At 72.0% G+C, this 12,413-nt stretch carries 11 protein-coding genes; 3 read left to right on the forward strand and 8 right to left on the reverse strand.

What is annotated here, in order from left to right; genetic code table 11:
• Positions 1 to 179: 179 nt before the first annotated feature.
• The 4 genes from AC07AZ_RS18325 to AC07AZ_RS18340 form a co-directional block, all read right to left on the reverse strand.
• Entirely contained in the window at positions 180 to 2,345 is a 2,166-nt protein-coding gene (locus AC07AZ_RS18325) for an ATP-binding SpoIIE family protein phosphatase (protein ID WP_478848864.1), read from the reverse strand.
• Positions 2,346 to 2,639: 294 nt separating this feature from the next.
• Positions 2,640 to 3,332, reverse strand: a complete 693-nt coding sequence (fomD, locus tag AC07AZ_RS18330; RefSeq protein WP_478848866.1) for a cytidylyl-2-hydroxypropylphosphonate hydrolase — start codon at positions 3,330 to 3,332, stop codon at positions 2,640 to 2,642.
• Between the two features lie 72 nt (positions 3,333 to 3,404).
• Positions 3,405 to 4,814, reverse strand: coding sequence for a class II fumarate hydratase (locus AC07AZ_RS18335; RefSeq protein WP_478848868.1), 1,410 nt, complete (start codon positions 4,812 to 4,814; stop codon positions 3,405 to 3,407).
• Positions 4,815 to 4,917: 103 nt separating this feature from the next.
• Positions 4,918 to 6,585: a fumarate hydratase gene (locus AC07AZ_RS18340; protein ID WP_478848870.1), complete on the reverse strand. Its 1,668-nt coding sequence runs from the start codon at positions 6,583 to 6,585 to the stop codon at positions 4,918 to 4,920.
• 183 nt (positions 6,586 to 6,768) lie between these two features.
• Between AC07AZ_RS18340 and AC07AZ_RS18345 the strand changes: the two genes are divergently transcribed.
• Both AC07AZ_RS18345 and AC07AZ_RS18350 read left to right on the forward strand, forming a co-directional pair.
• Positions 6,769 to 7,455, forward strand: a complete 687-nt coding sequence (locus AC07AZ_RS18345; protein ID WP_478848872.1) for a DUF1707 SHOCT-like domain-containing protein — start codon at positions 6,769 to 6,771, stop codon at positions 7,453 to 7,455.
• 171 nt (positions 7,456 to 7,626) lie between these two features.
• Positions 7,627 to 8,004 (forward strand): WhiB family transcriptional regulator, encoded by a 378-nt coding sequence (locus AC07AZ_RS18350; RefSeq protein ID WP_478848874.1) that lies wholly within the window; start codon positions 7,627 to 7,629, stop codon positions 8,002 to 8,004.
• Between the two features lie 123 nt (positions 8,005 to 8,127).
• Here AC07AZ_RS18350 and glpX read toward each other — a convergent pair whose 3' ends face one another.
• On the reverse strand, positions 8,128 to 9,162 hold the full coding sequence (gene glpX, locus AC07AZ_RS18355; protein WP_478848876.1) for a class II fructose-bisphosphatase: 1,035 nt from the start codon (positions 9,160 to 9,162) through the stop codon (positions 8,128 to 8,130).
• 126 nt (positions 9,163 to 9,288) lie between these two features.
• Here glpX and AC07AZ_RS18360 point away from each other — a divergent pair, with 126 nt between their 5' ends.
• Entirely contained in the window at positions 9,289 to 9,810 is a 522-nt protein-coding gene (locus tag AC07AZ_RS18360; protein WP_478848878.1) for a DUF4245 domain-containing protein, read from the forward strand.
• A gap of 233 nt (positions 9,811 to 10,043) precedes the next feature.
• Here AC07AZ_RS18360 and AC07AZ_RS18365 read toward each other — a convergent pair whose 3' ends face one another.
• From AC07AZ_RS18365 to xseA, 3 genes are all read right to left on the reverse strand, one after another.
• Complete coding sequence (locus AC07AZ_RS18365; RefSeq protein WP_478848880.1) at positions 10,044 to 10,634, reverse strand: malonic semialdehyde reductase; 591 nt, start codon at positions 10,632 to 10,634, stop codon at positions 10,044 to 10,046.
• 195 nt (positions 10,635 to 10,829) lie between these two features.
• Complete coding sequence (locus AC07AZ_RS18370; RefSeq protein WP_478848882.1) at positions 10,830 to 11,081, reverse strand: exodeoxyribonuclease VII small subunit; 252 nt, start codon at positions 11,079 to 11,081, stop codon at positions 10,830 to 10,832.
• Between the two features lie 9 nt (positions 11,082 to 11,090).
• Positions 11,091 to 12,299 carry an exodeoxyribonuclease VII large subunit gene (gene xseA, locus AC07AZ_RS18375; RefSeq protein WP_478848884.1) on the reverse strand — a complete coding sequence of 403 codons (1,209 nt, stop codon included), beginning with the start codon at positions 12,297 to 12,299 and terminating at the stop codon, positions 11,091 to 11,093.
• Between the last annotated feature and the right edge of the window lie 114 nt (positions 12,300 to 12,413).

Genomic DNA, 12,413 nt, shown 5'->3' on the forward strand with positions numbered 1-12,413 from the left:
GGCGAACCGCGGGCGGTGAACGCGCGAGAAGGGCGCCCGGCACACGCCGGGCGCCCTTCGTCGTCACGCCTGCCTCAGGCCCGGTTCACCTCGGACCATCCCACGCGCCTCAGGTCCGGTTCACCTCGGACCATCCCACGCGCCTCAGGCCCGGTTCACCTCGGACCATCCCACGCGCCTCAGGTCCGGTTCACCTCGAACCACACCACCTTGCCGGTGCTCAGCCGGGTCGCGCCCCACCGCCTGGCCAGCTTGTTCACCAGGTACAGCCCGCGCCCACCCTCGTCCGTGGCGCGCGCCTGGCGCAGCCGGGGCAGCTGCGGCACGTCGTCGCCGACCTCGCACCGCAGCACGTCCGTGCGCAGCAGCCGCAGCGTCACCGGCCGCGACGCGTACCGCACGGCGTTGGTCACGACCTCGCTGACCAGCAGCTCCATCGAGTCGCTGAGCTCCTCCAGACCCCAGCGGGACAGCGCCCGCCGCACCAGCCGCCGGGCCTGGCCGGGAGCCGCGTCCTCCGGCTCCAGGAACCAGTACGCCACGTCGCTCGGCGCGATCCCGTCGAAGCGGGCGGCGAGCAGCGCGATGTCGTCGTCCCGGTCACCCGGGCCGAGCATGTCGAGCACCTCGTCGCACAGCGCCTCCAGCGGCGGCGGATGGTCCGGCCCCGTCAGCTGCGCGGTCGCGGCGAGCTTCTCCCGCAGCTGCTCTATCCCCGTCCACACGTCCCGCAGCCGCGACTCGACCAGCCCGTCCGTGTACAGCAGCAGGGTCGCCCCCGCGGGCGCGTCCAGCTCGACGGCCTCGAAGTCGACGCCGCCGACACCGATCGGCGCGCCCGGCGGCACCCGCAGCACCTCCGCCCGGCCGCCCAGGTGCAGCAGGACCGGCGGGGGATGGCCGGCGTTGGCGATGGTGATGCGGTGCGAGACCGGGTCGTAGACGGCGTAGAGGCAGGTCGCCATGCGGTCGGTGCCCAGCCGCTGGGCCTGTTCGTCGAGGTGGTGCAGGACCTCCTGCGGAGGCAGGTCGAGACCGGCCAGGGTCTGCGCGGTGGTGCGCAGCTGCCCCATGATCGCGGCGGACGTCATGGAGTGCCCCATGACGTCACCGACCACCAGGGCCACCCGGCTGCCGGGCAGCGGGATGGCGTCGTACCAGTCGCCGCCGACCCGGGCGGTCTCGGCGGCCGGCAGATAGCGGGACGCGAGCCGCACCCCGGTCGGGCGCGGCAGCGTCTCGGGCAGCATCGTGCGCTGGAGCTCGTCGGCGATGTACGCCTCCCGCCCGTACAGGACGGCCTTGTCGATGCCGAGCGCGCTGTGCGTGGCGAGCTGCGCCGCCACCAGCAGGTCGTCGGCCTCGAACGGGATGCGCTCCGGACGGCGCAGGAACAGCGCGGCGCCGATCACCCGGCGCCGGCCGCGCAGCGGGGCGAGGATCGCCCGCTGACCGCCGGGTACGACGAACTCGCTGCCGTCGCCCAGCAGTTCGGGCAGGGCGGCGCGGGCGGCGGGCGTGTCCGTGAAGACCGGCCGAACACCCCGCAGCACCTCGGCGAGAGCACTGCCGGTACGCACCTCGCACAGCTCGGTGCCGATCGCGTCGAGCCCCGACGCCTCCAGCGGCTCCTGCTGGAGGACGCCGGCGTACCCCGACTCGGTGTCCCGCTCCTCCGGGATGCGGTCCGTGCGGCGCAGCCGCAGCACGAGCGGCCCCACCGGCCGCTCGTCGCCGACCGGCAGCGGGTCGCGCAGATACACCAGGATCGCGTCGGAGAAGGTCGGCACCGTCGCCCGGCACAACCCCATCACGATCTCGTCGAGGTCGATGCCGCGGGCGATCCGCCGGGTCGCGGCGCCCACGAACCGCAGCCGGTCCCCGTCCCGCCGCATCGGCGTCGGCCGCCCGGGCGCCAGCCCCTGCCCGGTCCGCCGCTCCTGGCCGGCCTGGCCCGCCGGGAGCCGGTGCTGCTCGGTGCCCGGCTGCTCGGGGATGCTCTCCGGCGCGGGCCGCGGCCGGTGGGTGTCGGGCTCGGCGCCGGAGGGCTGCGAGTGCTCGGGACCCTCGCCGCCGTCCGGGCCGCCCTTCACGCCCTTGCCGGACGCGGCGGGGCCGCCGCCCGGCCCCGGGGGCGTGACGGTGCCCGGTGCGGTCGTGCCGGGCCCTGACGGGCTCTCTCCGGTGCGCGCCTGTGCGGGTAAGGCGTTCACCCCAGGGTGCGGCGGGGGAGGCGGTGAGGAGGGCGTCGAGGCGTGCGCCGGGGAACGCAGGAGCGCCCCGCGGGGGTCCGCGGGGTCGGCGCCGGTCTCAGGGCGCTCGAAGGAGATGGGATGCTCCGTCACGCGTGTCGAATCCGTCCGTCCGGGGCTGCACGCCGCGCGCGCAGTTCGTCCCGCAGAAATGCCGATACCCGGAATACGCGTCCCCGGAACGGAATTCCCGCGTGGTCAGAGGCTGTTCCTGTGTCACCGCCGGGTCGTCGGCGGCCCGTACCGGCGTTGCCCTCGTACCCCTCGCTCACGTCCTGCCGCCCCTCGGTGACGATCGGTCAAGCCCAGCGCTTGTGAAGGCAGTTGCCGCAGCGTGCCTCGCGGAGGACGATCCTACGTTTGTTGCCCGGGGGCGCAGCAAGGGTCTCACGACGACATGTACGCGGGCGTGCGGTCCCAGTCCTCGGGCAGGGCTGGAACACTCCAGGACGGATCCGGGCGCCAGTGCTGCCAGCCGTCCGAGAACGGCGGGCCCCAGGCGCGGATCACCTCCACCGCGGACCGCCCCGCCTCCCGGACCTGCGCCGCGAGCCTGGCGTCCATCAGACCGTCGCGCTGGGCCTGCGCGAACTCGTCCTCGTCGCGCCAGTGCCAACTGCGGTCCGGGTGAACGGAGATGTCCAGAAAGTGATCCTCGGAGTCGACCCCGCCGGCCCAGCGGGTCAGTGGCTCCTCCAGGTTCACGTACCAGTTCTTGAACTGCCAGCCCGGGTCCCAGAACAGCCACACCGACCAGGGCCGGCCGGGCCGCGCCAGCTTCAGCACACCCGTCCCGAACCACCGGTCGCGCTGTACGGTCCGCGGCTTGGTGTAGCGCGACTCGAGCGGCTCCAGGTGCACGGGCGTGCCGTCGGCGAGGACGGGCCGCACGCACTCGGTGCCGGCCGCCATCCAGACGGCGAGCACCTCCTCGTCGTCCCGCACGACGGTGACGGGGCGCGCGATGTGGAAACGCTCACCGGCGTTCTCCCGGTACCGCCACAGGATCTGACTCCCGGGCTGCCAGAACGCCGTAGAACCGCCCGCTTCCGCTCGTCTCACCGCTCCACCGTCTGCCATGCAGAGATATTAGGTGCCATGGCCATACGACGCTGCGGCACGCGTCACGGTTCACGCCGGGGCGCGAACTGGTTACGGGTGCGTCATCCGCAGGACATCGAGCGCCTCGTCGAGCTGCTCCGCGGTCAGGTCCCCGCGCTCCACGTAGCCGCCCTCCAGCACGACCTGGCGGATGGTCCGCCGCTCGGCCAGCGCCTTCTTGGCGACCTTCGCGGCCTCCTCGTACCCGATGTACTTGTTGAGCGGCGTGACCACCGACGGCGAGGACTCGGCGTACTCGCGGGCGCGCTCCCGGTGGGCGACGACGCCGTCCACCGTCCGGTCGGCGAGCAGCCGGGAGACGTTGGCGAGCAGCCGGATCGACTCCAGGACGTTCCTGGCGATGACCGGCAGCATGACGTTGAGCTCGAAGTTGCCCGCCGCGCCGGCGGTGGCCACGGCCGCGTCGTTGCCGACGACCTGCGCGGCGACCATGAGCACGGCCTCGGGGATGACCGGGTTGACCTTGCCCGGCATGATCGACGAGCCGGGCTGGAGGTCCGGCAGACTGATCTCGGCGAGCCCGGTGCGCGGCCCCGACGCCATCCAGCGAAGGTCGTTGGAGATCTTCGTCAGCGAGACCGCGATGGTCCGCAGCTGCCCGCTGGTCTCCACGATGCCGTCCCGCGCGCCCTGCGCCTCGAAGTGGTCGCGGGCCTCGGTCAGGGGCAGCCCGGTGACGCGGGCGACCTCCTCGATGACGGCGGCCGAGAACCCGGGGGGCGTGTTGATGCCCGTCCCCACGGCGGTGCCGCCGAGAGGCAGCTCCGCGAGCCGAGGCAGGGAGGCGGTCAGCCGCTCCACGCCGTACCGCACCTGGGCCGCGTACCCGCCGAACTCCTGGCCCAGGGTCACGGGCGTGGCGTCCATGAGGTGCGTCCGCCCGGACTTCACCACGTCGGCGAACTCCCGCGACTTGCGGGCCAGGGAGTCGGCGAGGTGTTCGAGGGCGGGCACGAGGTCACGGATGACGGCGGCGGTGGCCGCCACGTGGACGGACGACGGGAACACGTCGTTGGACGACTGCGAGGCGTTGACGTGGTCGTTGGGGTGCACGTCACGGCCGAGCCGCTCGGTGGCGAGGGTGGCGATGACCTCGTTGGTGTTCATGTTGGACGAGGTGCCGGAACCGGTCTGGAACACGTCCACCGGGAAGTGCTCGTCCCACCGGCCCTCCGCGACCTCGGCCGCCGCCTCCTGGATCGCCTCGGCGATGTCCTTGTCGAGCACCCCGAGCCGGGCGTTCACCTTCGCCGCGGCCCCCTTGATCCGGGCCAGCGCCTCGATGTGCGCCCGCTCGATCCGCTGCCCGGAGACGGGGAAGTTCTCCACGGCCCGCTGGGTCTGGGCCCGCCACTTCGCGTCCACGGGCACCCGGACCTCACCCATGGAGTCGTGCTCGATCCGGTAGCGTTGGTCGCCGTCTTCGGCAGTCGTCGTCATCGTCGTCGTACCTCCGAGAAGTCAGAGCGCGGACCCACAGGGCCGTATTCCCCGTTCCCCTCAGTGTTCCCGCACCCGTCACGGGCGGGCGTCCGCCACCGGATCACACCAGCCCGGGACCCCGCACCGGGATCGACGTGAAGGTCGGCTGCGGGGCCGGGTCTTGGAAGAAGTCGTTGCCCTTGTCGTCGACGACGACGAACGCCGGGAAGTCCTCGACCTCGATCTTCCAGACGGCCTCCATGCCGAGTTCCTCGTACTCGACGACCTCGACCTTCTTGATGCAGTCCTGGGCGAGCCGGGCGGCCGGGCCGCCGATGGAGCCGAGGTAGAAGCCGCCGTGGGTGTCGCAGGCGGCGGTGACCTGCTTGCTGCGGTTGCCCTTGGCGAGCATGACCTTCGAGCCGCCCGCGGCCTGGAACTGCTCGACGTAGGAGTCCATGCGGCCGGCCGTCGTCGGGCCGAAGGAACCGGAGGCGTAGCCCTCGGGTGTCTTCGCCGGACCCGCGTAGTACACCGGGTGGTCCTTCAGGTACTGCGGCATCTCCTCGCCCGCGTCGAGACGTTCCTTGATCTTGGCGTGTGCGATGTCACGGGCCACGACCAGCGGACCGCTCAGCGAGAGGCGGGTCTTGACGGGGTACTTGGTCAGCTCGGCGAGGATGGCGTCCATCGGCTGGTTGAGGTCGATGCGCACCACGTCCGACGACTCGTCCAGGTGCTCGTCCGTGGTCTCCGGCAGGAAGCGCGCCGGGTCCGTCTCCAGCTGCTCCAGGAAGACGCCCTCCGCGGTGATCTTCGCGAGGGCCTGACGGTCGGCGGAGCAGGACACGGCGATGGCGACCGGGCAGGACGCGCCGTGCCGGGGAAGGCGGACGACCCGCACGTCGTGGCAGAAGTACTTGCCGCCGAACTGCGCTCCGATGCCGATCCGCTGCGTCAGCTCGAAGACCTTCTCCTCCAGCTCCTTGTCCCGGAAGCCGTGGCCCAGCTCTGAGCCCTCGGCCGGGATCTCGTCCAGGTAGTGCGCGGAGGCGTACTTCGCGGTCTTCAGCGCGTACTCGGCGGAGGTGCCGCCAACGACGATCGCCAGGTGGTACGGCGGGCAGGCGGCCGTGCCCAGCGAACGGATCTTCTCCTCCAGGAACCTCATCATGGAGCCCTCGTTCAGGACCGCCTTCGTCTCCTGGTAGAGGAACGACTTGTTGGCCGAGCCGCCGCCCTTGGCCATGAACAGGAACTTGTAGGCGCCGCCGTCCGTCGCGTACAGCTCGATCTGCGCGGGCAGGTTGGAGCCGGTGTTCCGCTCGTCCCACATGGTCAGCGGGGCCATCTGCGAGTAGCGCAGGTTCAGGTTGAGGTACGCGTCGTAGATGCCCCGGCTCAGGGCCGCCTCGTCGCCGCCCTCGGTGAGCACGTTCTGCCCGCGCTTGCCCATGACGATCGCCGTGCCGGTGTCCTGGCACATCGGCAGCACGCCCGCGGCCGCGATGTTCGCGTTCTTCAGCAGGTCCAGGGCGACGAACTTGTCGTTGGCGGACGCCTCCGGGTCGTCGATGATGCGGCGCAGCTGGGCCAGGTGGGCGGGACGCAGATAGTGCTGGATGTCGTGGACGGCCTCCTCGGCGAGCTTGCGCAGCGCCTCCGGCTCCACCTTGAGGAACGTCCGCCCGTCGGCCTCGAAGGTGGAGACACCCTCGCTGGTCACCAGCCGGTAGGGGGTGGTGTCCTCTCCCATGGGAAGCAGATCGGTGTACGCGAACTCAGGCATCGTCGCCCATTCCTCACTCGACGGGTGCTACGGCCGGCCCGGCACGGGCAGCGCCCACCAGCGTAGAACCTGCCACCGACAGGGAGCTTGTGAGGTAGGGCTCAGTTCGGGTCGCGCGCGTTGTCCACACCGGTCGTCCACACCCCCTGGTCGCGATCTATCGCGTTTCGGTACGCTGCTGCCGTGGACCTTCAGAAGCAGCCCGCGCCCGCCGTCTCCGACCTCCGTGCCTCGGACGCCGACCGCGACCGCATCGCGGACATCCTCCGCGAGGCCCTCGCCGAGGGCCGCCTCGACGCCGAAGAGCACGCCGAGCGCGTGGAGGGGGTGCTGAACGCGAAGACGGTCGGCGAACTCGACGTGTTCATACGGGACCTGCCGGCCGCCCACCAGCACCGGACCACGCCCGCCTACACCGGGGCCCCGAACCGTCCGGTCACCGACTCGCTGCCCCACGACCCCGACGACAACGTGGTGGCGGTCTTCAGCGCCGCCGTCCGCAAGGGCCGCTGGCGGGCGGGCCGCCGTATCCACGCGTACTCGGTGTTCGGCAGCATCGAGATCGACCTCAGCGAGGCGCTCTTCGAGTACCAGCAGGTCGTGATCAAGGCGATCTCGGTCTTCGGCAACATCGAGGTCCGCGTCCCGGAGAACGTGTCGCTGCGCGGCACCGGCGGCGGTGTCCTCGGTAACTTCGAGGTGGACACGCTGGACGCGCCCGACCCCGCGGCCCCCGTCGTCTACGTGGACGGCTGGGCGGTGCTGGGCAACATCGAGGGCAAGGCCAAGCGCGGCAAGCTCGTGGGGGACATCCTCGACCTGGTGCAGCGCAGGGTCGACCGGGGTTTGCGCAAGCACCTGGGGCGTTGACGGTCGTGAACTCGCCGCGCCCGTAAGGCGATCGGCCCCCGGGCCGCTCCCGCGCGGTGCGCCGGTGTGCCGCGGGAGCGGCGGATCGGAACTCAGTGCATAGGCGCGCGCACAGAGGGTAGGCCTTGCTGCATCGTCGCTCGCTCGCGAAGCCGTCGTCAGGAGTAGACCGTGCTGCAACCGCCGCATTCGTCCGTGCAGGTAGCTGCCGTTCCGGCCCAGCGGGTGCCAGTGCGTGACAGGGACCAAGACGCACCGTGGCACACCGAGGCGGTGTGCCGGCGCGACGAGGCCGGCCTGTTCTTCGCACCCTCCAAGGAACCCACCGCCGCCCGGCTCTCCCGTGAGGAGGCGGCCAAGCGGGTCTGCGCACGCTGTCCGGTCATGGTCGAGTGCCGCGAGCACGCGCTCCTGCAACCGGAGCCGTACGGCGTGTGGGGCGGGCTGACCGCCGCCGAGCGCCGGGTGGCGCTGGCCCGGCGCCGCCGCCGGGACCTCGAACTGAAGAAGGCCGCCCACGGGACGGACCGCATAGCCGCCGCGGGCTGAGCGGCCCGACGCGAGGAGAAGGGGCGCCCACAGGGGGCGCCCCTTCCTCGCGACGGACGCCGGGCCCGGGCGGCGGGCGGGCGCCCCGGGGAGCCGGGTCCGCCGCCGGCCGCGGCCTACCGGTTACTTGGCGCGGTCGAAGTCGATCGCGCTGTACGCGCGCAGCTTGCTGAGCCGGTGCTCGGAGTCGATGCGCCGTACCGTACCGGACTTCGACCGCATCACGATCGAGTCGGTCGTCGCGGTCTCGGACCGGTACCGCACGCCCCGCAGCAGCTCGCCGTCCGTGATGCCGGTGGCGACGAAGAAGACGTTCTCCCCGGAGACCAGGTCGTCCGTGGTCAGTACCCGGTCGAGGTCGTGCCCGGCGTCGACGGCTCGCTGCCGCTCCTCGTCGTCCTTCGGCCAGAGCTTGCCCTGGATGGTGCCGCCCAGGCACTTCACGGCGCAGGCCGAGATGATGCCCTCGGGCGTGCCGCCGATGCCGAGCAGCAGGTCGACGCCGGTGCTCTCGCGCAGCGCGAGGATCGAGCCGGCCACGTCACCGTCGGAGATCAGCTTGATGCGTGCCCCGGTGTCCCGGACCTCCTTGATCAGGCCCTGGTGCCGGGGCCGGTCGAGGATGACGACGGTGACGTCCTCGGGCATGGACCGCTTGGCCTTGGCGACCCGGCGGATGTTCACGGCCACGGGCGCGTCGATGTCGACGAAGTCGGCGGCCTCCGGGCCGGTGACCAGCTTGTCCATGTAGAACACGGCGGACGGGTCGAACATCGACCCGCGGTCGGCGGCGGCCAGCACGGCGATCGCGTTGGTCATGCCCCCGGCGGTCAGCGTGGTGCCGTCGATCGGGTCGACGGCGATGTCGCACTCCGGCCCGGTCCCGTCGCCGACGCGCTCCCCGTTGTAGAGCATCGGGGCCTCGTCCTTCTCGCCCTCACCGATGACGACGACGCCGTTCATCGAGACGGTCGAGACGAGAGTCCGCATGGCGCGCACCGCGGCACCGTCGGCGCCGTTCTTGTCGCCGCGCCCGACCCAGCGGCCCGCGGCCATCGCCGCGGCTTCGGTCACCCGGACGAGCTCCAGGGCGAGATTTCGGTCAGGGGCCTCGGAGGGAACTTCGAGTTCGGACGGCAGATGATGATGCTCGGTCATCGGAGCGCACCTTTCTGATACGACGACGGCCGGATGAGGGTATGGCCCCGACTCTATCGCCAGGCAGACAAAATGAGCAGGGGGCCCCACGGATGAGCGGACCGGGGTACCTGCGACGATGGGCGCGTGGCAGGTTCGAACGGCAAGCAGAAGACGGTCCGGGACATGATCCTCTCCCTGGCCCTGATCGGCATCGCGGCGGCGGTCATCTACGTCTTCGTCCCGCATGACGACTCCGCTCCCGAGGTGAAGCGGGTCGACTACCGCGTCGAGCTCCTGACGGCGCGCCGGGCCGCCTCCTATCCGGTGGCCGCCCCGGAGGGCCTGTCCCGGAACTGGAAGGCGACCTCGGTCCGCTTCCGGGGCGACCAGTTCGACGCCTGGCATCTGGGCTTCGACGCCCCCGGCGGTGAGTACGTGCAGATCGAGCAGTCGACTCAGAAGCCGTCGGCGTTCATCGACGAGGCCAGCCAGGGCGCGTCGGCGACCAAGGTCACCCAGCGGATCGACGGCCGGACGTGGACGCGCTACTCAGGCGGCCGGTACAGCGCCCTGGTGCTCTCCGGGAAGGACGCGACGACGGTCGTGGCCGGCACCGGACCGTTCTCGCAGCTGACGGAGATGGCCGAGGCGCTGAAGACGGCCTGAGGCGGGCGCACCCCGGGCACGGTGGACCACGCGGCCTGAGGCGCACCCGGCGCACGGCAGACCACGGCCTGAGGCGCACCCGGGACACGGCAGACCATGGCCTGAGGCGCACCCAAGGCGCGGCGGACCTCGCGCGGGACGCTTCCCGGGCGCGAAGAAGCACCCGGACAAGAGAATGGCCCCGGACAAGAGAATGGCCCCGGCGGAGTGCCGGGGCTTTCTCATGGGGTGGCTCAGACCGTGGTGACGACCTGGTCGAAGTCCAGGCGCGGGGAGCGCGGGTACGAGGCGTCCGGGCCCGGACGGCCGATGTTGACCACCATCAGCGGGGTGTGGTCGTCGTCGAGGAACTCCTTGCGCAGGCCCTCGAAGTCGACGCCGGTCATCGGGCCGGCGGCCAGGCCGGCGGCGCGGACGCCGATGATGAAGTACGCGGCCTGCAGGGCGGCGTTCAGCGTGGCGGCACCTTCACGGACCGGGCGCTCGGCGAAGAAGGCGTCCTTGGCCTGCGGGAAGGCCGGGAACAGGTGCGGCAGCTCCTCGTGGAACTCGTTGTCCGCGGAGAGGATCGCGACCAGCGGGGCCGTGGCGGTCTTGGCCCGGTTGCCCTCGGCCATGTGCTGGACCAGGCGCTCGCGGGCCTCGGCGGAGCGGACCAGGGTGATGCGCAGCGGGGTCTGGTTGAAGGCGGTGGGGCCGTACTTGACCAGGTCGTAGATCGCCTGGACCTGCTCCTCGGTGACCGGTTCGTCGGTGAAGGTGTTCGCGGTGCGGGCCTCGCGGAACAGCAGGTCCTGGGCGGCGGGGTCAAGAACGAGAGACATCGTGAACCTTTTCGGGGGGTGTGTCGGGTCCGAGCGGAGCGGCTGACGTCTGCGACAGTACGCCAGCAAAGTTTAACCTTCAACAAAAACCAGGGAGTGGTGACCCGCCTCACAGACTCCGCGCTCGTACGGACCACCGCTTCGGAGTCGTCCGGTCCGGGACCGCCCGCTTCAGGGGGCGGCCGCCGTGCCGTCCTACTCGGCGTCCCCGGTCCCCGCTCCTGCCGCGTCCTCCTCGGCCAGCGCCGCGTCCAGCCGCGCCCGGGCGCCGTCCAGCCACCGCCGGCACACCTTCGCCAGCTCCTCGCCCCGCTCCCACAGCGCGAGCGACTCCTCCAGCGTCGTACCGCCCGCCTCCAGCCGCCGTACGACCTCGATCAGCTCGTCCCGCGCCTGCTCGTACCCGAGGGCCTCGCTCACCGCGGTCCCGTCCACCTTGCCGGTCATGCGCCCACCCTATGCATCGACTCGTACGGAGAACTCGCCCTCGGCGACCCGCGCGCGCAGCGTCTCGTCCGCCGTGACCTCGCCCGGATCGCGGACCGCGTGGCCGTCGGCCCGCTGGAGCACGGCGTAGCCCCGCTTCAGGGTCGCCGCGGGGGAGAGGGCCACCACGCGCGCGTGCGTGTGCGTCAGCTCCGAGTCGGCGCGGTCCAGCAGATGTCCGAGGGTGCGCCGGGTGCGGTCGAGGAGGGACGCCACATGGTCGGCCCGCTCGTCGATCATCCGGTGCGGGTCCTGCATCGACGGCCGGCCCAGGGCGTGCGCGAGGCCCCGCTCCTCCCGCTCGACCAGCGCCCGCACGCAGCGCAGCGCGCGGTCGCCCAGCAGCCGGACGCGCTCGTACTCCTCGCCCACGTCGGGGACGACCTTCTTCGCCGCGTCGGTGGGCGTGGAGGCCCGCAGGTCGGCGACGTAGTCGAGAAGCGGGGTGTCGGGCTCGTGCCCGATGGCGGAGACCACGGGCGTACGGCAGGCCGCGACCGCCCGGACCAGCTGCTCGTCGGAGAACGGCAGCAGGTCCTCCACGCTCCCGCCGCCGCGCGCGACGACGATCACGTCCACGTCGTCGTGCGCGTCGAGTTCCTTGACGGCCTGGACGACCTGCGGCACCGCGTGCACGCCCTGCACGGGCACGTTGCGCACCTCGAAGCGGACGGCGGGCCAGCGGTGCCGGGCGTTCTCCAGCACGTCACGCTCCGCCGCCGAGGCCCGGCCGCAGACCAGCCCGACGAGCTGCGGCAGGAACGGCAGGGCCTTCTTGCGCTCGGGCGCGAACAGTCCCTCGGCGGCGAGCGACTTCTTCAGCTGCTCCAGGCGGGCGAGCAGTTCCCCCACGCCGACCGGCCTTATCTCGGTGGCCCGCAGGGACAGCTGGCCGCGCGGCGCGTACCACTCGGGTTTCGCGAGCACCACGACTCGCGCGCCCTCGCCGACCACGTCGGCGACCGCGTCGAACACCTGCCGGAAGCAGGTCACGCTCACCGAGATGTCGTGCGACGGGTCGCGCAGCGTCAGGAACACCACGCCCGCGCCCGGCCGCCGCGACAACTGGGTGATCTGCCCTTCGACCCACACCGCGCCGAGCCGGTCGATCCACCCGCCGATGAGCCGCGACACCTGACCGACGGGCAGGGCGGATTCGGGAGACGTGGTGAGAGCCATGCGCCCGAGCGTAGTGGCAGGGTGTGACATTCCCGCCGCGCCGCCGACCGTCCCCCGCGGGGTCCGGGCCGCTCGCGCGGCACCGCCCGCGGCCCACCGGCGCCCGCGACCCAC

The organism is Streptomyces sp. NPDC043878, assembly GCF_056435735.1.